Genomic DNA, 22,980 nt, shown 5'->3' with positions numbered 1-22,980 from the left:
GGCGAACCGGTGCGGGCCGGCATGCAGCGCCACGCATCACGACGGACGGCCGGCGACGCACGCCGCCGGCCGAACACGGGAATCACGCACGATGAAGATAGTCATTGCAGGCGGATCGATCGCGGGTCTCGCGGCCGCGCTGACGCTCGATTGCATCGGACACGACGTCATGGTCTGCGAGCGCTCGCCGACGCCGCTGCGCGGCCAGGGCGGCGGCGTGGCCGTGTTGCGCCGGATGATGGCGTTTCTCGAACGGCATGGCCGGCATTGCCGCCAGACGATCAGCGTGCCGACGCATCGGCGGCGCTGGATCGATCGCGACGGCGTCGTCACGCGGGACGAACCCGAAATGCTGCCGTTTTCGTCGTGGGACGCCGTCTACCGCTCGCTGTGCGAGACGCTGCCGCGCGGGCGCATCCATTACGGCCGCACGGTCACCGGCTTCGACCAGGACGCGGCCGGCGTCGACGTATACCTCGCAGACGAACGCATCCGCGCGGATGTGCTGATTGCAGCCGACGGCTCCGGCTCGAACCTGCGCGCACACCTCTTCCCCGGCTATACGCCGTCGTTTGCCGGCTACCTCGCATGGCGCGGCATCGTCGACGAAGCCGAATTCGACGCCGCGTCGATCGCATCGCTGGTCGAGAACATGACGCTTCACAAGGCGCCGGGCGAGCTGTTCATGGCGTTCCTGATTCCCGCGCTCGACGGCTCGCTCGTGCCGGGCACGCGCCGGTTCAACTGGCTGTGGTATCGCAACGAAGCCGATCAGGATGCGCTGCGCCGTCACCTGACCGATCGGGCCGGCCACGTCCACCACGCGTCCGTGCATCCGGGGCAGCTTTCCGACGACACCGTCGCGACGCTGCGGCAACTCGCCGGCGAACGCTTGCCTGCTTCCCTGTCGCAACTGGTGCTCGCGACGCGCGCGCCATTCAACCAGGCGATTTTCGATGCGTTGAGTCCCGCTTTCGTCGACGGCCGCGTCGCGCTGATCGGCGACGCGGCCTGCACCGTGCGCCCCCATACGGCATCCGGCACGTCGAAGGCGGCGAGCGATGCCGTATCGCTCGCCGAAGCGCTGCCGGCGGACGCGACCGATGTCGTCGAGCGCCTGGCGTCATGGTCGGCCCGGCGGCGAGAGGAAGTGACCTCGTTGCTCGACAAGGGTCCGCAACTTGCCGCGTCGTTCGGCCTCGGCACGCCGCGCTGACGCATGTGCGCTGGCGCCGGAATGCAGCATGCGGGCGTTCAGAACGTTTCAGCGCAGCTTCAGGAAATGGCGTCGGCGCCCGCGTAGACTGCCCCCCATCCCCCACCGCGCAGGCAAACCGTCCGCGCGCGGTCCCCACCCATGGAGTAACGACATGATCTCCGCCGCGAATCGCTGCCGCCGGGCAGGCTTGTCATCGCCGAATCGATCGGCGATGCCGTGCCGCCGAACGTCCGTCGCGAGCACGCGCAAGCCGGGCCGCACCAGCCGGTCCGCCTGTCACGCCAACCGGATCGGCGGTGCCGCGCGCGATCGTCATACGGACACGCGCGTCCGACGCGCTGTCCATTGCCCCGCCAGTCGAATGACGCCGGGCGAACCGGTTCGCGTGGAGCGCGCATGAAGCACAAACGACTCTGGTTCGGTGCGGCAGGCATCGCGATCGCCGGCCTGGCGGTCGCGATCGGCATCATGGTTCGGCCGTCGATCGCGCCGATCGATCCGCCTGCCCGCGCATCGTTCGATCCGCAACTGATTCGGGCCGGCGCGCGCGTGGTCGCGCTCGGCGATTGCGTCGTCTGCCACACCGCGAAGGACGGCAAGCCGTTCGCGGGCGGGCTGCCGCTCGCGACGCCGTTCGGCACGATCTACGCGACCAACATCACGCCGGATGCCGACACCGGCATCGGCCGCTGGTCGCGTGACGCGTTCGCGCGCGCGCTGCGCAGCGGCATCGCCCGCGACGGCCACCCGCTCTACCCGGCGTTTCCATACATTCACTTCACGCGGATGTCCGACGACGACATCGCAGCCGCTTACGCGTACCTGATGACCCGCGAGCCGGTTCGAACGAAGACGCCGGCGAACGACCTGATCTTCCCGCTCAACTTCCGGCCGCTGGTCGCGTTCTGGAACGTGCTGTTCCTGCGCGAGGGCGCATACCGGCCGGACCCGTCGCAATCCGCGCAATGGAATCGCGGCAAGGCGCTCGTCGACGGCCTCGGCCACTGCGCGTCCTGCCATTCACCGCTGAATGCGATCGGCGGCGAACAGTCGGGCAAGGCGTTCGACGGCGGCATCGTCGACGGCTGGGAAGCACCGCCGCTCAATACGCTCGGCAACGCGGTGCGGCCGTGGACGCAGGCGCAACTCGTCACGTACCTGCGCACCGGCCGCGCGAGCGAGCACGGCGCGGCCGCCGGACCGATGCTGCCCGTCACGCGCGATCTCGCGACGGTGCCGGTCGAGGATGTCGAGGCCATCGCGGCCTACATCCTGTCGATCCAGAAACCGGCCGCCCCGCGGCCTGCGACGAGCGCCGCCGAACGCCATGCGACGACGCCTGCCGGCCAACGCGGCGCGGTGCTGTTCCAGGCATCGTGCGCGCAGTGCCACGGGCCTGCGTCGCCGATGCAGTCGATCGGCGAACGGCCGACGCTCGCGTTCAGCACGGCGGTCGCCGCCGACACGCCGCGCAACGCGATCCAGATGATGTTCAACGGGATCGGCTGGCATGGCGAGGACACGCTGAACTACATGCCGTCTTACCTCGACCAGTACGACGACGCGCAGATCGCGGACCTCGCCGCGTACCTTCGCGAAACGTACACCGATCGCCCCGCGTGGAGCGGCATCGACACCCTGGCCGCGAAACTCAGAAAGGAGGACAGCGCGCGATGATCACCCTCACCGTGAATGGCGTGCGGCACACGCTCGACATCGATCCGTCCACGCCGCTCCTTTACGCGCTGCGCAACGACCTGCACCTGCACGGCGCGAAGTTCGGCTGCGGCCTCGGACAATGCGGCGCGTGCACCGTGATCGTCGACGACAAGCCGATGTTCTCGTGCCTGATTCCGGTCGCCGCGGTCGGGGAGCGTCGCGTCAGGACCCTCGAGAGCCTCGGCACCGCCGAGCATCCGGGCAAGCTTCAGCAAGCGTTCATCGAACATCAGGCGGCGCAGTGCGGTTATTGCATCGCGGGCATGATCATGCGCGCGCAGGCACTGCTGGAACGCAAGCCGAAACCCACCGAACACGAGCTGCGCACGCACATGGAACCGAATCTGTGCCGTTGCGGCACGCACATGCGGATCCTGGCGGCCGTGCGCCAGGTCGCGGGCCTGCCGGACCCGGAACCGGCCGCCGCTCCCGTCACGATCAGCAAGGGACTCTGATGAACCCACCCGACGATATCGACGAAGGCCGCCGGCACTTCATGGTTTCCGGCGCGCTCTTCGTCGCGTTCAGCCTCGCACCGGCCGCGCGCGCCGCCGCCGAGGTCGTGATCGCGGACGAAGGTGCGGCCGTCCACGTGTCCGGGGCCACCGAAACGCTGGCCGGCAGCCTGAAGACCAATCCGCTGCTGGACGCGTGGATCAAGATCACGCCCGACGGCAAGGTCACCGTGTTCACGGGCAAGGTCGAGCTCGGCACCGGCGTGCGCACCGCGTTGCTGCAGGTGGCCGCCGAGGAGCTGAACATGAAGCCCTCGCTGATCACGTTCCTGACCGCCGACACCGGCGCGTCGCCGGACGAGGGCTTGACGGCCGGCAGCCACACGATGGCGGACAGCGGCTCCGCGCTGCTGAACGCCGCCGCGCAGGTGCGCGGGCTGCTGGTCGACGGCGCGGCGAAGCAGTTCGGCGTCGAGCCGCGCCTGCTCACCGTCGCCGACGCGGTCATCAAGGCGCCGGACGGCCGCACGATGCGCTACGGCGACGCGGTCCGCACCGTCGACCTGCATCGCCGCGCGACGCCGACGTCGCCGTTGAAGAGTCCGGCCACGTTCGCCGTGATCGGCACGTCGCTGCCGCGCGTCGACATTCCGAACAAGGTCACGGGCGGCGTCAGCTACGTGCAGGACATGACGCTGCCCGGCATGCTGCATGCGCGCGTCGTGATGCCGCCGGTGTACGACGCGAAGCTGCTGTCGTTCGACGAAGCCGCGATCCTGAAGATGCCGGGCGTCGTGCGGATCGTGCGCAACGGCAGCATGCTCGCGGTGGTCGCGCAGGGCGAATGGCAGGCGGTCGTCGCGCAGCGCGCGCTGGCCGCCGGCTGCCGCTGGTCGCCCGGCCGGGCGCTGCCCGATCGCAACACGGTTCACGAGGACCTGAAACGGATCTCGACGCAGCGCATCGAGATCGCCAATACGCATGCGCAAACCGCGCCGGCGACGAAAACGCTGTCCGCCACGTTCCTGAAGAACTACCTGCTGCACGGCTCGATCGGGCCGTCCTGCTCGGTCGCGCATCTCGAGAACGGCATGCTGACCGTGTGGACCCACTCGCAAGGCGTCTACCCGCTGCGCGACGCGCTCGCCGAGATGCTGTCGATGCCGAAGGCGAGCGTCCGCTGCATTCACACCGAGGGCTCCGGCTGCTACGGGCACAACGGCGCGGACGACGCGGCCGCACATGCGGCGCTGATCGCGGCCGCGATGCCCGGCAAGCCGATCCGCGTCCAGTGGATGCGCGAACAGGAACATACGTGGGACCACTTCACGCCGGCGATGGTCACCGAGCTCAGCGCGTCGCTCGACGCGAGCGGCCGCATCGTCGACTGGAACTACGCGCTGTGGAGCAGTTCGCACAACGAGCGGATCGTCAATGCCGGCCGGCTGCTGCCCGCGCGCATGCTCGAGCCGCCGTTCGTGCCCGCGCCGTCGACGCCGATGCTGCAGCCCGAGGGCGGCGGCGACCGCAACGCGATCCCGCTGTACGCGCTGCCGAACATGCACATCGTCAACAACTTCTCGCCGACGATGCCGCTGCAGACGTCGGCGATGCGCTCGCTCGGCGCGCATACGAACGTCTGGTCGATCGAAAGCTTCATGGACGAGCTCGCGCACGCGGCCGCCGTCGATCCCGTCGAATTCAGGCTGCGTCACATGCAGGATCACCGCGCGCGCCAGGTGATCAAGCTCGCCGCGACGAAATTCGGCTGGCCGCGGCCGCCGCGCGAACGCAACCGCGGCGTCGGCTTCGCATTCGGCAAATACAAGAACCTGATGGCCTACGTCGCGATCGCGGTCGAGGTGTCGGTCGTGCCTGAAACCGGCCAGGTGACGCTCGAACATGCGGAAGCGGCCGTCGACGCGGGCCAGATCGTGTCGCCGGACGGCATTCGCAACCAGATCGAGGGCGGTATCATCCAGTCCGCGAGCTGGACGCTGTACGAGGCGCTGAAATACGATACGCAGCGCGTGCGCAGCTTCGACTGGAGCAGCTATCCGATCCTGCGCTTCTCGGCGGCGCCGCAAAGCGTGCGGGTCAATCTGATCAATCGTCCCGGCGCCCCGTTCCTCGGCGCGGCCGAGGCGTCGATGGGACCGACCGCCGGCGCGCTCGCCAACGCGATCTTCGACGCGACCGGCCAGCGCCTGCGCGAAATGCCGTTTGCGGGCGACGCGCTCAGGAAACGCATCGACGCCTAGCGGCACGACACGACACATCGCGCCGGCATGAACCGGCGCGGACAACAAACAGGCTGGAGATTTCGGAACGATGGATACCTTGCTTTCAATGCGCGTGTTTACGCGCATCGTCGAGACAGGCAGCTTCACGCGCGCGTCCGACACCACCGGTCTCACGACGCCGCGCGTGTCCGCGCTGCTGAGCGCGCTCGAACAGCATCTCGGCTGCCGGCTGCTGAACCGCACCACGCGCAGGATCTCGCTCACCGAGGACGGGCAGGCGTACTACGAACGCTCGGTCGCGGTGCTGCGCGAGATCGACGACATGGAGGCATCGGTATCGCAAGCGCGCAACGTGCCGCGCGGCCGTCTGAAAGTGAACCTGCCGCCGGCCATGGCGAAGCAGATCATGGTGCCCGCGCTGCCCGAATTTCTCGCCGCCCATCCGGGCATCATGGTCGAGCTCGGCGTGACCGATCGCCAGATCGACCTCGTCGGCGAAGGCGTCGACTGCGTGGTGCGGATCGGCGCGCTCGACGATTCGGGGATGGTCGCGAAACGGATCGGCAGCCTGACGACCTGCACCTGCGCATCCCCCACGTATCTCGACCGATGCGGCGCGCCCGACACGGTGGACGATCTCGCCCAGCACGTCGCGATCAGCCACATCTCGGCCGATACGGGCCGCCCGCGCCCCTGGGACTACGTCGTCGACGGCGAAACGCGCATCGTGCAGATGTGCGGCACGGTCGCGGTCAACGACGCCGACACCTACATCGAGTGCGGCGTCGCGGGGATCGGCCTGATCAAGACCTCGTTGTACCTGGTCGAGCCGTATCTGAAATCGGGGCGCCTGCGCGAGGTGCTGACCGATTTCAACACGCCGCCCCGGCCGATCTCGATCCTGTATCCGCCCAATCGGCATACGCCCGTCAAGCTCAAGGTCTTCGTCGACTGGCTCGCGGGGCTGTTCGCGGAGATTCCGACGCTGCAGGGCAAGCGCTGTTGAAACCCGCAGTTGCAACTGATCGTCCGCGCCGCCGCGCGCACAGCATGAATCACATGATTTAAGACGGCGTTCAGGACTATTCCGTCCTGTCGATCCAGACTGGCCTCATCGGGCTTCGCGATTCGCGACATCCGCGCCGGAGGCCTCGCCGACGCCGGCATGCGCTTCGCGACCGATCCCGGCCCCGGCGCCCGCGCATGAACCCACGCACGATCCGCCCCCTTTGCGTGGCGCGCAATGCTCGATTGCGCCCCGGACGTATTCCCTTGTTATCGATCGATCAATAATCTTGACGGCAATGCGGCGGCTTCCGTTTCGCCGCGACGGCAATCGCAACGCCCGCCCGACGAACGGGCACCCGACATCTCTTTCCAAGGAGTCGACCATGTCAGCAGAATCCACCCCGCTCGCGCCCCACGGGCACGCGGCCAAGCTTACGCAGGGCCTCATCCTGCTGTTCGCGTTCAGTTGCGGCGCGATCGTCGCGAACCTGTACTACGCGCAACCGATCACCGAACTCATCGCGCCGAGCCTGCACATGTCCGGCGCAACCGCGAGCCTCATCGTATCGCTGACGCAGATCGGCTACGCGCTAGGCCTGTTCTTCATCGTGCCGCTCGGCGACCTGCTCGAGAACCGCAAGCTGATGATCGTCACGGCCGTCGTGTCGATCGCGAGCCTCGCGGCGGCCGCGGTCGTCCAGACGCCCGGGCTGTTCCTCGCGATTTCGCTGCTGGTCGGCTTCAGCTCGGTCGCCGTGCAGATCCTGGTGCCGCTCGCCGCGCACCTCGCGCCGGATCATTCGCGCGGCCGCGTGGTCGGCACGATCATGAGCGGGCTGCTGCTCGGCATCCTGCTCGCACGCCCGCTGTCGAGCGTGGTGGCCGACGCGTTCGGCTGGCGCTTCGTGTTCGCGGCCGCCGCCGTGCTGATGACGCTCGTGACGGCCGTGCTCGCGCTGACGATCCCGTCGCGCCAGCCCGATCACCGCGCGACCTACTTCGAGCTGATCGGCTCGCTGCTGCATCTGGTCCGCACGATGCCGGTGCTGCGTCATCGCGCGCTCTACCAGGGCCTGATGTTCGCGTCGTTCAGCCTGTTCTGGACCGCCGTGCCGGTCGAGCTGACGCGTCACTACGGGCTGTCGCAATCGGCCATCGGCCTGTTCGCGCTCGTCGGCGCGATCGGCGCGACGTCGGCACCGGTCGCGGGCCGCCTCGCGGATGCCGGCCATACCGTGCGGGCGACGCTGATCGCGCTGGTCGCCGGCGCCCTGTCGTACGCGGTCGCGCTGATCCACGGCGCCGGCCTGTATGGCCTGGTCGTCACAGGCATCGTGCTCGATTTCGCGGTGCAGATGAACATGGTGCTCGGCCAGCGCGAGATCTACGCGCTGCACGCGGCGAGCCGCAACCGCCTGAACGCGCTGTACATGACGAGCATCTTCGTCGGCGGCGCCATCGGCTCCGCGCTCGCGAGCCCGCTGTACGAACATGGCGGCTGGCCGCTCGTCGCCGCCGTCGCCGGCGTGTTCCCGATCGTCGCGCTCGCACACTACCTCGTGATCGGGCGTCCGCACGCGGAACGCCACGCACGGACCTGAACCGGCGCCGGCACCGGTTCACGCGCGAATCCCGCCCGGGCCGTTCGCGCGCCGGAACGCTGCCGGCACGTCACCCGCGTCACTCCCGAACTTTCCGCAGGGCCCGCCGTTGCGCCGGTTGCAACCGGATGCTATCGCACGACAAGCGGCGCCGCCCTGCTCCACGCACAAGGAATCCATCATGTCTTCCCTGCTCAGCCACTACGACCTGCGCGGCCTGCCGCTTCCCAACCGTGTCGTGATGGGGCCGATGACGCGTTCGCGCGCGCCGTCGCGCGGCCAGCCGACCGAGCTCATGGCCGAGTACTACGCGCAGCGCGCGTCCGCCGGCCTGATCGTGACCGAAGCGACCAACGTCAGCCCGGCCTCCGCGTCGTTCGAACTGACGCCGGGGCTCGTCACCGACGAACAGGCGGCCGGCTGGAAGCAGATCACGGACGCGGTCCACGCGAACGGCGGCCGGATCTTCGCGCAGCTGTGGCACGGCGGCCGGGTCAGCTCGCTGACGCTGCTCGGCGGCGATGCGCCGCTGTCGCCGTCCGGCGTCAACGACGATCTCGAGCAGCTGCAGGTGTGGGCGCAGTTGCAGAACGGCTATTACACGAAGATTCACGCGACGCCGTCGCGTGCGATGACGACGGACGAAGTCGCCGGGACGGTCGACGAATTCCGCCACGCGGCGATCCGCGCGATGGCGGCCGGCTTCGACGGCGTCGAGATCCACGCGGCCAACGGCTACCTGCCGCACCAGTTCCTGTCGTCGACGCTGAACCGCCGCGACGACCGTTACGGCGGCTCGGTCGCGAACCGCGCGCGCTTCCTCGAGGAAATCGTCGACGCGGTCGGCGGCGTGATGCCGCTCGACCGCGTGGGCGTGCGCATCTCGCCGTACGCGAAGTACAACAACGTGCGCGACGCGGATCCGGACGCGACGTACGCGTACGTCGGCCGCATGCTCGACGAAGCCGGCGTCGCCTATCTGCACGCGGCCGACACCAACGGCTGGAGCGGCGAGCCCGACCTGCCGCGCATCGTCGAGAACACGCGCAAGACCTTCGGCGGCACGCTGATCGTCAACGGCGGCATTGCGCCGGACGCCGCGAACGCGCTGATCGATGCCGGTGACGCCGATCTCGTCGCGTTTGCGCGCGCGTATATCGCGAACCCCGACCTCGTCGAGCGCATCGCGGCGAATGCGCCGCTCGCCGCGCCGAAGCCGGTCGGCTGGTATGGCGGCGACCGCACGGGATACGTCGACTATGCGCGTCACGACGCGGCCGGCCGGGCGGCCTGAGCCCCGCTCCGGCGGCGGCCCGATGCAGCCTCGCTCAGGCCGTCGCCGACCGTGGTCGAACCTGTCGGGCGGACCCGCTCACGCGTCGTTCCAGCGCGCGCCCAGCACGCGTCCGCAGAAATTCGGCCGGTGAAAATCCGGATCGGCGCGCTCGAGCACGTCGGCGCTCCACGTGCCGAACGTCGACGCCGGCCGGTGCGCGACCCCGCGGGCGATCGCATCGAGGAACGCATCGCCGAACCCGTCGCCGCGCGGGTACGCGGCGAGCAGCGCCCGCCGCGCGTCGACCGAATACGCATCGACGCCGGTTGCCATCAGGTCGGTCGATATGGCGGACGCCAGCACGCGCGCGAGCGGCGACACGCGCGCGGCCACACCGGGCGACGTATGCAGCGCGATCGCGTGCCACACGTCGTCGCGCATGCGCTGCGACGTCCGATGGCGCAGCAGGAACGCCTGCGCGGCATCGGCGCTGTCGATCTCGTAGCGCTCGGTCGAGCGGCAATACGCGGTGCTCAGTCCCATGTTCGCGTACATCGCGGCCACGTACAGCGTATCGGCATCGCAGGTCTCGCTTGCACGTCGCGCGGCAAGCGACGCGAGGACGAACACCCGGCGCGCGTGATCGGTAATCACCCGCGGCAGCGACGCGCATGCCGCTTCGGCGGCTTCGATCGCCATCGGCGTCCGGGGAATGCGGACGCCGGCGACTTCGTCATGGGCCGATGCGCACGTGTGCGCAGAATTCATCTCGTCTCCTTCTGCCCCGCGCCGGGGCGGGAAATTGTCCATTCATCGCGCGGCACGCGCCGGGGTCGCCGGCCTGCCCGCTGAGCGACGCCATCCTAAAAGACGACACCGGGTTGACCGAATGCTTCGCACTGCTTGACGGACTCTGTCGCGGCCGCATGCAGGCACTGCGCGAAACGACGCCCGTAGCCGCGCACGGAACCGGCATCCGGGCCAGCATCGGCCGGCGCGCGCGGCTGTGCCGGCGCGGCCGGACGACGCTGGCCGAATCCGCCGACACCGCCGAATTCGGCCACCGGCGACCACGCGGGGCGGACCGCCAGCGGCGGCGGCGCAAGCGGCGCGAACTCGTCGTCCGCATGCACGACCTTGCCGCCGACGACCGTCAGCACCGACGACAAGGATTTGATCTGCGCGTCGTCGATCGTGAAGTAGTCGTCCGTCAGCACCGCGAAATCCGCGTACTGGCCGGGCACCAGCGCGCCCTTGCGGTCGTCCTCGTTCGAGAACCATGCGCTGCCGACCGTATAGCGGCGCAGCGCTTCCATCCGGCTGAGCCGGTTGCGTTCGGGATAGAGCGCCGTGCCGCCGACGGTGCGCCCGGACACCATCCAGTACAGCGACACGAACGGGTTGTAGCTCGCGATGCGCGTCGCATCGGTGCCCGCGCCGACCGGCAGCCCGGCCGCCAGCATCGCGCGGATCGGCGGCGTGCGCGCGGCCGCTTCCGCGCCGTAGCGTGCAATGAAGTACTCGCCCTGGAACGCCATCCGGTGCTGGACCGTCACGCCGCCGCCGAGCGCGGCGATGCGCGCGATGTTCGCATCCGAAATCGTCTCGCAGTGATCGAAGAACCAGCGCAGCCCGTCGAACGGGATGTCGCGGTTCACGGCTTCGAGCACGTTCAGGAAACGGCCGATCGATTCGTCGTAGGTCGCGTGCAGCCGGAACGGCCAGCGGTGCCGCACCAGCAGCCGGACCACCGCGGCCAGTTCGGCCTCGAGCGCTGCGGGCAGTTCGGGGCGCGGTTCGAGAAAATTCCCGAAATCGGCTGCCGAATACACCAGCAGTTCGCCGGCGCCGTTCATCCGCAGGAACCCGTCGCCGTCGCCGGGCTGCGCCAGCGTCACCCATCGCGCGCAGTCGTCGAGCTCCTGTCCGGCTTGCTGCACGAACAGGCTGTACGCGATGCGCACCGTCAGCTCGCCGCGCTTCGCGAGCGTCATGATCGCGCCATAGTCGTCCGGATAGGCCTGGAAATCGCCGCCCGCGTCGATCGCGCTCGTCACGCCGAGGCGGTTCAGTTCGCGCAGGAAGTGCCGCATCGAATTCATCTGCTCGTCGTGGCCGAGCTTCGGGGCCTTCTCGAGCGCCGCATGCAGGATGCCCATGTCCGGGCGCGCGATCAGCATGCCGGTCGGCCTGCCGAGGCGATCGCGCTGGATCTCGCCGCCAGGCGGATCGGCCGTATCGCGGCCATAGCCGATCGCGCGCAGCGCGGCCGCGTTCAGCAGCGCGCTATCGCCCAGGTGCATGATGAAGACCGGCGTGTCGGGCGCGATCGCGTTGAGTTCGGCCGCCGTCGGCCCGCGCTTTTCCGCGAACTGGAATTCGGTCCAGCCGCCGACGACGCGCACCCACTGCGGCGCAGGCGTGCGCAGCACCTGGCGACGCAGCATGCAGAGCGCATCGGCGAGCGTCGGCACGCCGTCCCAGCGCAGTTCCAGGTTGAAGTTCAGGCCGCCGCGGATCACGTGCAGGTGCGAATCGTTCAGCCCCGGGATCACGGTGCGGCCGTTCAGGTCGATGCGCAGCGTGTCGGCGCGCGCATGGCGCATCACCTCGCGCCCGCTGCCGGTCGCGAGGATCCGGCCGTCCTTCACCGCGAGCGCGGTCACGAACGACTGCCGGTCGTCCTGCGTCGCGATCTTGCCGTTGCATACGATGAGGTCCGCCGTTTCGGCGGATTCCGTCGCCTTAAGCACCGTCCGGCCTCCTGTTTGCGCCGAAAGCCGGCATACGGCCGCACGCGGCATGCACCCGGATTGACGATACACGGACCATCCACTTCCCCTTGAACGTTGATCGATCGGACCGGCAGGCTGCGGCGCGATGGCGCGGCTGCGTCCTGCGCGGGCCGGGCGCGCCGTTACGCCACCTGCTGCATCGCATCCGCCGCCTCATGCCGCATCCGCGTACGGCCCGTCGACGGCGTCGTCTCCGGCCGGACGAAGTTCTGCACGCGCGCCAGCCGGCGCACGTCGAGCGCACGCGATTGCGGATCGAAATACCCTGACAGACCGGCCAGCAGCGACGAAGCCTGCCCGGTCCGCCCGCGCTCGATCAGGTGATCGGCGAGATCGAGCGTGCCGCGCAGCGCCCACATGGCTGCCCCTTGCCCGTTCGCGGTATGAATCCCCATCAGCAGATGACGGTGCCCGTCGGCTTCGCAGGAGATCGCGAGGTCCGCATCGGCGGTGCGTGCCTGCTCGAGCATCGCGAGCCCCCTGGCGCGCAGCAGCTCGGGCACGAACAGATGCTCGCCGTGCATGCGGCAGCGCGCGAGCGTCGCGTCGAGCTTCGTGCATGCCTCGGCCGCGCGGCCCGTGCGCGTCAGTCCTTCCGCGTACGCGACGATCAGCGGCGCGAGCGCGCGCTGAAAGCCGCTCGCTTCGATGCGCCGCAGCGCGGGCTCGAGCCGCGCGAGACCGGCACCGGGGTGCCCGGTCTGCATGTCGAAGTGCCCGGCAAGGCATTCCGCGTGGCTGAGCCAGATGTCGAACCCGTTCGCCTCTGCGGTCGATCGCAGCGTCCCGAGATAATCGGAAATCACGTCGTGATCGCCATAGCGCAATGCAATCGGCACGGCCGCGGCGCCGAGCACCACGCACAATGCCGGCGCCGAACCGCTGCGGCGCGCGCATTCGACCGCCTGCGCCGCCAGTCGCATCGCATATTCCGGGTCGCCCTGCATCCACACGAGCCGCGTCAGCATCGTCCGGCCGAGCGTCGCGACGTCGATCCCCAGCGCCGCCTCTGCACAGGACGGTTCGCCGACCTCGGCCAGTTCGGCCATCGCCGCCTCCAGCCGCTCGCGTGCCTGCGCATGCTCGCCGAAGTAATGCAGCGAGGTCGCGACCATCGCGTTCGCCAGCAGCCGCTGCGACCGGTCGCCCCGCCGCTCCGCGGCGCGCTCGAAGCGCGTCGCGTAGCGCAGCGATTCGTGGATGTCGGAGCGCGTCAGCATCGTGTTCCACAGCCCGACCAGCGCGCGCGCGTCGAACGCCTCGTCGCCGATCCGGCCCGCGAGACCGAGCGTCCGGTCCCACATCGCCGCGGCCGTGTGCGTATCGCCATCGGTATGCAGCAGCGCCGCCGCATAGGCCGCGCGCAAGCGCATTTCGCGCGCCGCATCGATGCCCTCGGCCGCCCCGGCCTCGATTGCGTCGAGCGCTCGCCTCGCCGGGATCGAACATTCGCGCATCCGCGCCGGCTCCCGCAACGCGAGCGCCAGCGCGTCCACTTCCAGCGCGTGCGGCTCGGCCGCCGCGGGTTCGCGCGGCGCCGGCTCGCCCGCGGCGAGACGCAGGCTCGCGAGGTCCGCGGCTTGTGCATGCGTCAGCATCCGCGCTTCCCCCTGCTCGCGTTCGTAGCGCGCATGACGCTCGGCGACGGCTTCGAATTCACCCTCGTTGTGCAGCTTCTCGAGCGCATACGCACGCGTCGATTCCGTCAACCGGTAGCGCGCCTGCGCGCCGTCGAACTCGACGGTCACCAGCGACTTCGCGACCAGTTCGCCGAGCACCGCGATCATCGCGGCGGCCGACATGCCGGGATCCATCGCCACCTCGCGGGCGGCATCGAACGTAAATGGGCCGATGAAGCACGCCATGCGACGAAACAGCGACCGGGCGGCCGCATCCAGCAGCACATAGCTCCAGTCGAACGTCGCCCGCAGCGTCTGGTGGCGCGGCAGCGCCGAGCGCAGCCCGCCCGTCAGCAGGTTCAGCCGGTCGTCGAGACGCGACGCGACGACCTCGAGCCCGAGCGTCGCGACGCGCGCGGCGGCCAGCTCGATCGCCAGCGGCAGCCCGTCGAGACGCCGGCAGATGTCGCCGATCAGCCTGACGCCGGCCGCGTCGACCTCGCAATCGGGCGTGGCGGCGCGAATCCGCGCCAGAAACAGCTCGACGGCCGAATGGCGCACGATCTCGTCGACCGACTCACTGCCGTCCGGCACCGCCAGCGGAGCCACGCGAAACACGGCTTCGACCGAGATATGAAGCGGCTCGCGACTCGTCACCAGCACGCGTAGCGGCCCGGCGCGCGACGTCAGCGTTTCGACGAGGTCGGCCACCAGGTCGACGACGTGCTCCGCGTTGTCGAGCACGAGCAGGCCGCGCGAAGCGGCGCATGCGTCGCCGATGCGGTCGGCGGCAGGCACGCCGTCCGTCTCGAGCCCCAGTTCCGCGGCAATCGCGAGCAGCACGTCGTCGCGCGTCGCGGCCCTGGCCAGCTCCACGAACAGGCCACGCTCGCCGGACCGGCTGCGCAGCTCGTGCGCGACGCGGTTGGCCAGGCTGGTCTTGCCGATGCCGCCCGCACCGACGAGCGTGACGACCGGCGCACGTCCGATCATGTCGACGATCTGCTCGATCTCGGCCTGACGTCCGACCAGCGGAACCGGATGAAAGGCAGCGGCAACCTCGGGCGGACATTCGGCCGCGCGCGGCGCCGCCGAGTGCGCGACCGGCGGCTGCGCGATCAGCAGGTAGCCGCGGCCCGGCACCGTCTTGATCAGGTCGCGATGCGCGCCCAGTGCCTTGCGCAACGTCGCGACATGGACCTGCAGCCGGTTTTCCTCGACGATCAGGCCCGGCCAGACGGCATCCATGATGTCGTCCTTCGACACGACGGAACCGTTCGCGCGATGCAGTACTTCAAGGATGTCGAGCGCGCGTGCGCCGATACGCAGCGACGCGCCGCGATCGCGAATGTCGCGCTGCTCGAAATCCACCGACAAATTCCCGATCTGGATCATGGCCGCCTCCAGGTTCCCCACGATGACCGCCATGTGAACGCGCGGTTCACCGGGGCGGGAGTCCGCATCCGGCCTGCGTTGCAGGCCGGGCGCAAAATCTCAAAATGTGGGCCGAGTGTAAACACGGGTTAAACAAAAATCTTGAAGAAAAATGCACTGGCACCGTGCATAAAGGCACGCCGCCGAACCCGCGGCGCGCGATTACGAATGGGGCAACGTCGATCGGAATCGCGCCTTCGCTTGCCGGCCGGGCCTGGCGCGGCATGGATCGGCCGCATCAAGCATTCCGTCAGCCAGCGGACATTTATTCAAGTTATCTTGGGCCTGTCGGGCGTGCTATACACTGCACGCAACCAGGATGCTCGCGCACCGCCCCCAATCGAAGGATCGTTCCACCATGCCAGCCCCTCTCGCCGCGCCACCGGCGCCCCCGCCGAAAGACACGCTCGGATGCATCTCGAGCCTGCTATCCAAGGATATTGAAAGGTCGGTCGGCGGCCTGACGCTCCACCGCAAATGCATGCGCGACGAGCAATTCGAGCGCATCGAGATGGCGGCCAGCGATCGCGGCTTCCTGATCGGCGTGTCGCTGAACGGCGGGCACCGGCGCACGATCTACGGCGGGGCCGGCAAATCCGAGCGGCGGTTTCAGCACAACTCGATCTACATTCGCGACTTTTCCCGGAATTTCCGCGCCGACCTGTACGGCAAGTTCGACTTCCTGCTCGTCGAGCTGTCGCGCAGCTACCTCGAGCGCCTCGGCCGCGAGCACGGCGGAACGGCAATCGGCGGCCTGACCTGCGCGCCCGACGTGCAGGACGCGGTGCTGGGCCATCTCGCGCACGCCGTCGCCAACAGCCTCGACGCGTCGGGCGCGCTGAACACGCTGTTCGTCGAGCAGATGGGGCTCGCGATCGGCACGCATCTCGCATGCCGCTACGGCAATGCGCACGCGCGCGACCTGCAGCGCAAGGGCCTGCTGTCGCCGGCCAAGGCGGCGCTCGCCAAGGAACTCCTGATGGAAAAGGCGAACCTCGGCGTGTCGATCGAGGAAGTGGCCAACGAATGCGATCTGTCGCGCGGCTATTTCATCCGCGCGTTCTCGCGCACGACGGGACGCACGCCGCATCAATGGCTGCTCGAACAGCGCGTGATCCGCGCCCGGCAACTGATCGAGACGACCGACATGACGCTCGCGGAAATCGCGGCCGCCTGCGGCTTCGCGGACCAGAGCCACCTGAACCGCGTGTTCGTGCGCATCGTCGGCCATCCGCCGGGCGCATGGCGGCGCGAACTGTCGCGCTGAAACGGCCGCCGCGCGCGCCATGCTCGTCATTGAAGCGGCGTCGCGTCGTAATTGACCGGCACCCAGTCGTACTGCTCCCCGTCCCTGCGCAGATGCCCGAGCCCGGGAAACGCGATGTGCGCGGCACCGACCAGATAACGCTTGTCCGCGACGCGCTTCAGCGTATCGCGCCGGGTGCGGCGCGCCGCGTCGGCATCGCTGTCGTACTGGACGGTCGCGTCCGGATCCTGCAACTGGATCGCCGCGACGTGCACGATGTCGCCCCACGCGAGCAGCCCGGCGTCGCCGCTCTCGATCAGATAGGCCGTATGGCCCGGCGTATGGCCGGGCATCGGCACCGCGCGAATGCCGGGGGCGAGCGTCGCTTCGCCGCGAAACGTCTTGAAGCGTCCGGCCGCGACGTACGGCGCGACCGACGCGGCCGCCGCATCGAAAAACGACGCCAGGAACGCCGGCGCCTGTGCCTTGTTGTCCGGATCGAGCCAGTAATTCGCTTCGATCTCGTTCACGCGAACGACCGCATTCGGAAAGGTCATCCTGCCGTTCGACACAATGCCGCCGACGTGATCCTTGTGCAGGTGCGTGAGCAACACTTCGTCGATCTGCTCCGGCGCATAGCCTGCCGCGCGCAGGTTCGCGAGCAGCTTGCCGCAGCAGTCGCCATACAGCACGCCGGCGCCCGTATCGACGAGAATCCGCTTCGTTCCCGTATCGACCAGGAACGCGTTGATCGACCCCTGGACGGGCGGCTCCAGAAACTCGCGATCGAGATCGCGCCGGATGTCGTCCTTCGACACATCGCGGAAGACCGTATCGACCGGAAACGGATGCGTGCCGTCGGACAGCGCGACGATCCGAAGGTTGCCGAGCTTCTGCCGATAGAAGCCGGGGGCCTGGTTGCCGCCGCCCGGCTCGCCGGCGAACGCGACCGATGCGACGATGCCGACGCACCACGCGATGAGCAGCATGCGGCCCGAGCGCGCCGCGCGCGTGCGCCAGTTCAAGTTCTTCATGTCCGTTCCCCGGTTGCGTATCGACGTTGCGCGCGCCGGCTTGCCGGTCCGGCCGGCGCAGATGCGCGCGACACCGAGCTTACCGGCCGGATTCGCAATAGTCCTGAGCGGGACATGAATCGTTCTGAAGGCCGGGCCTCGGCGGCGCCGGCCCGGATTCAGGCGGCCCGGTCACGCGCGTGCTGCGCGGCAATCAACGCATCGCGAAAGACGGCGGCCGGCTGCGCGCCGCTGACGACCGACAGCCCGATGCGCGTCGACGGCACCGACGCGACGCCTTCGCGCACCGCCTGCGCTTCGAGCGCGACCACCGCATCGAGCCCTTCGCCGGACGCCAGGAACGCACGCACCGCGTCGCCCGGCAAACCGGCGCCGGCCGCTATCTCGACCAGCACGTCCGCGTCGCCGATATCGCAGCCGTCGCGGAAATACGCGGCAAACAGCGCGTCGACGAGCGCGACCGCACTGCCGCGTTGTTGAGCGAACCAGACGAGCCGGTGGGCAAGCCGCGTGTTCGGCGTGCGTGCGATCCGCGCATGATCGAACACGAGGCCGGCCGCCCGGCCGGCTTCGGCCACATGCGCGTCGAGTGCCTGCGAGCGCGCCCAGCTGCCGAACTTCGCGCTCCGGTACGCCTTGCGGTCCATGCCGCCGGCCGGCATCGACGGGTTCAGTTCGAACGGCACGAACCGGACGCTCACGTTGCCGGCCAGGCCGGCTTCGTCAAGCGCCTCCGCGAACCGGCGCTCCGCGATCCAGCACCACGGGCAGATGAGGTCGTAGGTCACCGTTACTTCGAGGGGTTTCATCGCAGGCTCCTTCCTGTACATTGCAGTCCGGAAGATAGCGCGTGCGGGCCGACGATAGAATGCGAACGGCACGCAATGCATCGTTGCGGCGCGCACAAAGGCACAAAGGCACGAAGACACGAAGTCACAAAGGCGACGACATGGACAAATTCTCCGCGCTGCGCGCGTTCGTGGAAGTAGCGGAAGCCGGCGGCTTCTCGAGCGCGGGACGGCGCCTCGAGCTCGCGGCGTCGTCGGTGGTGCGCGCGGTGGATGCGCTCGAGGCGTCGCTCGGCACCGTGCTGCTGAACCGCACGACGCGACAGGTCACGCTGTCCGATGCCGGCTCCGTGTACTACGCACGCGCGAAGCGGCTGCTCGAGGAACTCGCGGAAGCCGACGCGCTGGTTTCCGATCGCGGCGACGAGCCGTCCGGACCGCTGCGCGTGTCGGTGCCGGTCGCGTACGGCGTGCGCCGCATCGCGCCGCACGTCGCGGCATTTCTCGCGCGCTATCCGAAGCTCGACCTCGACCTGCAGCTCACCGACGAACGCGTCGATCTCGTCGCCGGCCGGATCGACGTCGCGATCCGGCTCGGCGAAGCGGCGCCGTCCGCGGAAGTCGTCGCGCGGCAGCTCGGCACGTTCCAGCGCTATGTCGTCGCGAGCCACGACTACCTCGATGCGCACGGCACGCCGTCGGCGCCGGGCGAGCTGGTCGATCACGGGTGCCTGCGCTTTCACTTCGGCGGCGACCAGCAGGCGTGGACGTTTGCCGATGCGCACGGCACGACGAAAGTGCTGGTCGCCGGGCGCCTGAAGTCGAATCACAGCGAGGTGTTGCGCGATGCCGTGCTCGACGGCGCCGGCATCGCGCTGCTGCCCGACTGGCTGGTCGACGCCGACGTCCAGTCGGGCCGCCTGCGCAGGCTCTTCGAACAGTACGACGTCACGCCCGATGCGGCGCGCTCGGTCGTCACCGCACTCTACCTGCCGAATCAGCGCGGCTCGAAGCGCGTCACGGCGTTCATCGATTTTGTCGAGGCGCTGGCGCGCACGCAGCAGTGAGCCGGCGGCGCGCCGCGCCGCCTTACCAGCCGAACTTCGCTTCCATGCCGACATAGTCGGCATTGCGCGCACCGAGCGCGCGAATCGAGTTGGCGACCTGGAAGTGCACGGCCTCGACGGCCAGCGCCACGTTCGCGTTGACGAGCCAGTCCACGCGGGCCTGCGCATACATGCCCGTCCACGAACCGCCCTTGCCAGCCGTGCCGGGCACCGCCGACATCCCTTGCCCGTAGATCGCGTCGGCCGTCGTCTCGCGCCACTGGAAACCGACCGCGGTCAGCACCGTCACGTTGCTGGCCGGCTTGAACGTCAGCGAAGGCTTCACGTGAATCAGGTTGCTGTAGCCGGTGTAGCCGGCGAGCGTGAAGTAATAGCCGTTCGGAAACAGCGGGTTGAAGGTGCCCATGCGCCCGTCGCCGGGATGCTTGTCGCCCGACGCGCCGTCGACCTGGATGCCGATGCGCGGCGTGCCCGCCGTCTTCGTGAACGTGTAGCCGCCCAGCGCGCCGAACGCCCACGCACCGATCGTGTCCTGTCCGATGTGCCCCGTCTGGAGCATCGCCTCGACGTCCCAGTCGAGCCGGCCGGATTTGCCCGCGTAGCGCATGTCGAACACGTCGCGCCGCTCGGTGCCGGCTCCGGCGAGATAACGTGCGTTGTCGCGCGTATAGCGCGACCAGTAGGCCGACAGGTCGCCGGGGCCCGTGCCGCTGCGCTCGACGCGCACGCCGTCGAATCTCAGGTGCCGGTTCGACACGTCGTCGAACACCGCGTCGTTGCGATATTGCACCGGGCGCGTCACATAGCCGATCAGCCGCCATTTGCCGATTTCGTAGTTCGCCCACAGCGCGTCGAACGCCTGGCGCACGTTCGGCCCGTCGCGCACCGACACGAACCGCTGCAAGTCGAACGCCATCTCCTGCCGGCCGATGCGGGTCTTGAGCGTGCCGCCGCCCACCTGGTCGACATACGCGACGAACGCCTGCTCGATATCGAGCTGATCCTTGTCGACGGGGCCGACCGTATCCTTGCCGAACGGCCGCGCGTCGACGAACTGGACGAACGCCTGGAAATGCCCGGCATAACGCAGATCCGCGTGCACCGTCGCGCGCTGGATCACGTAATTGTCGTCATGCGCGGCGCCGAGCCCGAACAGCGGCGCGTTGTTCAGCTCGAAGCGCTCGCGCAGGTTCGCGCCGAGCGACAGGTAGGTCGACGGGTCGGCGCCCAGCGGGATGTACTTCAGCGCATCGAGCGGCTTGCGCGGCACGCACGGATCCGCGAGTACCGACCAGTCTTCCTGCCAGCGGTTGAACAGCAACGTGGGGCGCTTTGCGGTGCACGTCGCGCCGGCGGTCGAGGCCGGCGCCGCGGCATCGGCCGCCGCGGCTTCCTCGGCGCCGGCCGCCGTCCCGGCGTACGTCGCGACGCCGCCCGCCAGCACGGCGGCCGGCAGCACGCGCCGCCACGCCCGTTTCATCGGCCGGCGGTCCATCATTTCGACCGCGCGTGGATCTCGGCGACGTAGCCGCCCGGGAACTGCACGAGCGCCGCATCGCGCCCGTCCGACGTGAACGTCGGCACCAGCACGGTCACGCCCGCTGCCTGCGCCTGCTTCAGCGTCGCGGCCAGATCCAGCACTTCATAGCCGGTCATCTCGCGGCCGAACGGGTAAGGCAGATGGCCGTCCGTGGCCAGCACCGTCATCTTGCCGAAGCCCGACTCGATGCGGATACGGCGATACGTGTCGTTCGGCCGGCCGATCTCGATGCCCGGCGCCTTACGCACGTCGGACACGACCTTGCCGCGCGAGAACGCGACGAAGTCGTGCACCAGCTTGCTCGCGCTTTCCGGCGACACGTACACGCGGTTTTCCGGCACCGTCTGCAGCGCGTCGTAGTGCGGCGCCTGGGTGTGCCAGTAAAGCTGCATGTTCACGCCGCCCGGCCAGCGGACGATCGCGTCGCGGCCGATCGGGTCGGGGAACGTGTCGACGATCACGTCCGCGCCGTGCGCGCGCGCCGACTTCACCGCGACGTCCATGTCGGTGACGAGATAGCCGGTGCGCTCCTCGCAGAACGGATACGGGATCGGCGTCTTGAAGCCGAACACCGAGATCGTGCCGACCGGCGTCAGCACGAGCTGCGACATCGTCTGGCTCGGCGTCGGCGTGACCTGGAACACGCCCTGCTGCGACTTCTTGCCGCCGAACGTCGCGACGAAGCTGTCGGTGAAGCGGTCGAAATCCTCCGGCGCGACGCACACGTGCGTCGTGTCGTATTGCGGGCCGACCGCGACGGCCGGCACGCGCGCGGACGAGGACTGGAGCAGACGCGTCTCGTCGGCATGAGCCGGCGCGGTCGCCAGCAAAGCGCCGAGCACGGCCGTCGACGCGGCCGTCATCCGCAATACTTGTCGCAACTTCAGTGCAATCATCGAATTCTCCTTGAAAGTGGCACGCGCAGCCGTATGCTGCGCGCGCATTCAGCGTGACGTCGGCCCCGCGTCGGGCCGACCGGATTGATAGGCGAGGAAGCACAGCGCCGCGAGCGGCAGCGCCAGCGCCCAGAAGGCGGCGAACACATAAGCCGCCGCACCCGCGCCGGCCCCGAGCGCAAAGCCCGCGACCGGCGGCAGCGTGCGCCGCAGCCGCACCCGCGCGGCGTCCCGTTCGGCAGGAGCTGCGAGCGGCACGAGCCAGTCGAACGCATCGATCACCGCCTGCGTGACATTGCCCGTCATCACCGTGTTGGCGACGACCGAGCGGGCCGTCAGCCGGCCGTGCGCGTTCTGGACGCCCATCGCCGCGGCGCCGAGCAGGCCGCACAGGATCGTCCGCGGCGCGTCGGCGTCGGCGATCGGCGATGCCATCACGCCGGCCAGCATGAACCCGGCCAGCAGCACGGCCTGCAGCGCATACAGCGAACGTGCGCGCACGCCATGGCCCAGCACGCGCATCCGATGGTCGAGCACGCGCGCGCCGACGATGCCGGCGATGAAGGCCGGAAACGCGAGCCACTTGATCACGAGCCCTTGCCCGACGCCCGCCAGCCCCGAACCGATCAGGATGAAGTTGCCGGTGACGTGCGCGGTGAACAGGCCGAACAGCGCGACGAAGCCGAGCGTGTCGACATAACCTGCGATCGACGCGAGAAACACGTCCTCGCCGCGCACGTGATCGGGCGCGGCGGCGGCGCCCGCGGTTACTTGCTGCGAAGGCATGAGCCGGTTTCCTGGAATGTGTCGACTGCGCCGGCGCCCGCAATGCCGGCGCCCGACGAGATCAGATAAAGCATGTTCCGCTCCGGTTTCGCCGACTGGTCCGGCTTGCCGACTGGCATCCGGCCCATGCGGCGGTTCGGAAGCTAGAGTAGTGAAGGCCGGCCTAAATGTCTTGGCGGCGGCCTGAAATTTTCTGAATCCGCCGGCTCGAGCGCAGGACGGGGGCGCCGGTCCGGTTCGACGCAGGGAGATCC

At 69.1% G+C, this 22,980-nt stretch carries 17 protein-coding genes; 9 read left to right on the top strand and 8 right to left on the bottom strand.

All coding sequences use genetic code 11. The features are described 5' to 3' along the window. Positions 1 to 91 precede the first annotated feature (91 nt). The 7 genes from AC3WLY_RS09205 to AC3WLY_RS09175 all read left to right on the top strand — a co-directional run bounded on the left by AC3WLY_RS09205 (position 92) and on the right by AC3WLY_RS09175 (position 9,539). A complete protein-coding gene (locus AC3WLY_RS09205) occupies positions 92 to 1,216 on the top strand; it encodes an FAD binding domain-containing protein (protein ID WP_310134039.1) in 1,125 nt (374 codons plus the stop codon). 399 nt (positions 1,217 to 1,615) lie between these two features. Beyond that, a complete protein-coding gene (locus tag AC3WLY_RS09200) occupies positions 1,616 to 2,896 on the top strand; it encodes a c-type cytochrome (RefSeq protein ID WP_425132129.1) in 1,281 nt (426 codons plus the stop codon). Next, positions 2,893 to 3,393: a (2Fe-2S)-binding protein gene (locus AC3WLY_RS09195; RefSeq protein WP_105392436.1), complete on the top strand. Its 501-nt coding sequence runs from the start codon at positions 2,893 to 2,895 to the stop codon at positions 3,391 to 3,393. Before AC3WLY_RS09200 ends, AC3WLY_RS09195 begins: the two co-directional genes overlap by 4 nt. Next, positions 3,393 to 5,654 (top strand): xanthine dehydrogenase family protein molybdopterin-binding subunit, encoded by a 2,262-nt coding sequence (locus AC3WLY_RS09190; protein ID WP_492309000.1) that lies wholly within the window; start codon positions 3,393 to 3,395, stop codon positions 5,652 to 5,654. The genes AC3WLY_RS09195 and AC3WLY_RS09190 overlap by 1 nt, the downstream gene beginning before the upstream one ends. Before the next feature lie 70 nt (positions 5,655 to 5,724). Continuing rightward, complete coding sequence (locus AC3WLY_RS09185) at positions 5,725 to 6,642, top strand: LysR family transcriptional regulator (RefSeq protein ID WP_072437947.1); 918 nt, start codon at positions 5,725 to 5,727, stop codon at positions 6,640 to 6,642. A gap of 385 nt (positions 6,643 to 7,027) precedes the next feature. Next, a complete protein-coding gene (locus AC3WLY_RS09180; RefSeq protein WP_492309001.1) occupies positions 7,028 to 8,245 on the top strand; it encodes an MFS transporter in 1,218 nt (405 codons plus the stop codon). Between the two features lie 181 nt (positions 8,246 to 8,426). Further along, positions 8,427 to 9,539: an alkene reductase gene (locus tag AC3WLY_RS09175; protein ID WP_492309002.1), complete on the top strand. Its 1,113-nt coding sequence runs from the start codon at positions 8,427 to 8,429 to the stop codon at positions 9,537 to 9,539. 78 nt (positions 9,540 to 9,617) lie between these two features. Here AC3WLY_RS09175 and AC3WLY_RS09170 read toward each other — a convergent pair whose 3' ends face one another. From AC3WLY_RS09170 to AC3WLY_RS09160, 3 genes are all read right to left on the bottom strand, one after another. Then, positions 9,618 to 10,289, bottom strand: a complete 672-nt coding sequence (locus AC3WLY_RS09170; RefSeq protein WP_492309003.1) for an HD domain-containing protein — start codon at positions 10,287 to 10,289, stop codon at positions 9,618 to 9,620. 95 nt (positions 10,290 to 10,384) lie between these two features. After that, the gene (locus tag AC3WLY_RS09165) at positions 10,385 to 12,274 is read right to left on the bottom strand and encodes an amidohydrolase (protein WP_492309004.1); all 1,890 of its coding nucleotides are present in this window, start codon (positions 12,272 to 12,274) and stop codon (positions 10,385 to 10,387) included. Between the two features lie 164 nt (positions 12,275 to 12,438). Beyond that, a complete protein-coding gene (locus tag AC3WLY_RS09160) occupies positions 12,439 to 15,330 on the bottom strand; it encodes an ATP-binding protein (RefSeq protein ID WP_492309005.1) in 2,892 nt (963 codons plus the stop codon). A 397-nt stretch (positions 15,331 to 15,727) separates the two neighbouring features. On the opposite strand from AC3WLY_RS09160, the gene AC3WLY_RS09155 reads away from it, so the two are divergent. Beyond that, positions 15,728 to 16,636 carry a helix-turn-helix domain-containing protein gene (locus tag AC3WLY_RS09155; RefSeq protein WP_492309006.1) on the top strand — a complete coding sequence of 303 codons (909 nt, stop codon included), beginning with the start codon at positions 15,728 to 15,730 and terminating at the stop codon, positions 16,634 to 16,636. A gap of 26 nt (positions 16,637 to 16,662) precedes the next feature. Here the strand turns inward: AC3WLY_RS09155 and AC3WLY_RS09150 are convergent, their stop codons facing one another. Together AC3WLY_RS09150 and AC3WLY_RS09145 are read right to left on the bottom strand one after the other, a co-directional pair. Continuing rightward, a complete protein-coding gene (locus AC3WLY_RS09150; protein ID WP_310134013.1) occupies positions 16,663 to 17,649 on the bottom strand; it encodes an MBL fold metallo-hydrolase in 987 nt (328 codons plus the stop codon). A 158-nt stretch (positions 17,650 to 17,807) separates the two neighbouring features. Next, on the bottom strand, positions 17,808 to 18,458 hold the full coding sequence (locus tag AC3WLY_RS09145; protein WP_492309007.1) for a DsbA family oxidoreductase: 651 nt from the start codon (positions 18,456 to 18,458) through the stop codon (positions 17,808 to 17,810). Between the two features lie 140 nt (positions 18,459 to 18,598). Between AC3WLY_RS09145 and AC3WLY_RS09140 the strand changes: the two genes are divergently transcribed. Continuing rightward, positions 18,599 to 19,504, top strand: coding sequence for a LysR family transcriptional regulator (locus AC3WLY_RS09140; protein WP_425132122.1), 906 nt, complete (start codon positions 18,599 to 18,601; stop codon positions 19,502 to 19,504). A 22-nt stretch (positions 19,505 to 19,526) separates the two neighbouring features. Here the strand turns inward: AC3WLY_RS09140 and AC3WLY_RS09135 are convergent, their stop codons facing one another. Genes AC3WLY_RS09135 through AC3WLY_RS09125 form a run of 3 tightly spaced genes read right to left on the bottom strand, consistent with a single transcriptional unit; the run spans position 19,527 to position 22,726 of the window. After that, positions 19,527 to 20,984 carry an alginate export family protein gene (locus tag AC3WLY_RS09135; protein WP_492309008.1) on the bottom strand — a complete coding sequence of 486 codons (1,458 nt, stop codon included), beginning with the start codon at positions 20,982 to 20,984 and terminating at the stop codon, positions 19,527 to 19,529. 14 nt (positions 20,985 to 20,998) lie between these two features. Continuing rightward, positions 20,999 to 21,940, bottom strand: coding sequence for a glyoxalase (locus AC3WLY_RS09130; protein ID WP_492309009.1), 942 nt, complete (start codon positions 21,938 to 21,940; stop codon positions 20,999 to 21,001). A 48-nt stretch (positions 21,941 to 21,988) separates the two neighbouring features. Continuing rightward, positions 21,989 to 22,726, bottom strand: a complete 738-nt coding sequence (locus tag AC3WLY_RS09125; protein WP_175961682.1) for a YoaK family protein — start codon at positions 22,724 to 22,726, stop codon at positions 21,989 to 21,991. Between the last annotated feature and the right edge of the window lie 254 nt (positions 22,727 to 22,980).

Source organism: Burkholderia sp. FW306-1C-G01B (assembly GCF_058781685.1).
This window is presented reverse-complemented; position numbering and strand designations above follow the sequence as displayed.

What these genes read in the sequence shown, in the direction of transcription:
- AC3WLY_RS09205 (WP_310134039.1), top strand. Translation starts at nt 92, where the DNA reads ATGAAGATAGTCATTGCAGGCGGATCGATCGCGGGTCTCGCGGCCGCG.
- AC3WLY_RS09200 (WP_425132129.1), top strand. Translation starts at nt 1,616, where the DNA reads ATGAAGCACAAACGACTCTGGTTCGGTGCGGCAGGCATCGCGATCGCC.
- AC3WLY_RS09195 (WP_105392436.1), top strand. Translation starts at nt 2,893, where the DNA reads ATGATCACCCTCACCGTGAATGGCGTGCGGCACACGCTCGACATCGAT.
- AC3WLY_RS09190 (WP_492309000.1), top strand. Translation starts at nt 3,393, where the DNA reads ATGAACCCACCCGACGATATCGACGAAGGCCGCCGGCACTTCATGGTT.
- AC3WLY_RS09185 (WP_072437947.1), top strand. Translation starts at nt 5,725, where the DNA reads ATGGATACCTTGCTTTCAATGCGCGTGTTTACGCGCATCGTCGAGACA.
- AC3WLY_RS09180 (WP_492309001.1), top strand. Translation starts at nt 7,028, where the DNA reads ATGTCAGCAGAATCCACCCCGCTCGCGCCCCACGGGCACGCGGCCAAG.
- AC3WLY_RS09175 (WP_492309002.1), top strand. Translation starts at nt 8,427, where the DNA reads ATGTCTTCCCTGCTCAGCCACTACGACCTGCGCGGCCTGCCGCTTCCC.
- AC3WLY_RS09170 (WP_492309003.1), bottom strand. Translation starts at nt 10,289, where the DNA reads ATGAATTCTGCGCACACGTGCGCATCGGCCCATGACGAAGTCGCCGGC.
- AC3WLY_RS09160 (WP_492309005.1), bottom strand. Translation starts at nt 15,330, where the DNA reads ATGATCCAGATCGGGAATTTGTCGGTGGATTTCGAGCAGCGCGACATT.
- AC3WLY_RS09155 (WP_492309006.1), top strand. Translation starts at nt 15,728, where the DNA reads ATGCCAGCCCCTCTCGCCGCGCCACCGGCGCCCCCGCCGAAAGACACG.
- AC3WLY_RS09150 (WP_310134013.1), bottom strand. Translation starts at nt 17,649, where the DNA reads ATGAAGAACTTGAACTGGCGCACGCGCGCGGCGCGCTCGGGCCGCATG.
- AC3WLY_RS09145 (WP_492309007.1), bottom strand. Translation starts at nt 18,458, where the DNA reads ATGAAACCCCTCGAAGTAACGGTGACCTACGACCTCATCTGCCCGTGG.
- AC3WLY_RS09140 (WP_425132122.1), top strand. Translation starts at nt 18,599, where the DNA reads ATGGACAAATTCTCCGCGCTGCGCGCGTTCGTGGAAGTAGCGGAAGCC.
- AC3WLY_RS09135 (WP_492309008.1), bottom strand. Translation starts at nt 20,984, where the DNA reads ATGAAACGGGCGTGGCGGCGCGTGCTGCCGGCCGCCGTGCTGGCGGGC.
- AC3WLY_RS09130 (WP_492309009.1), bottom strand. Translation starts at nt 21,940, where the DNA reads ATGATTGCACTGAAGTTGCGACAAGTATTGCGGATGACGGCCGCGTCG.
- AC3WLY_RS09125 (WP_175961682.1), bottom strand. Translation starts at nt 22,726, where the DNA reads ATGCCTTCGCAGCAAGTAACCGCGGGCGCCGCCGCCGCGCCCGATCAC.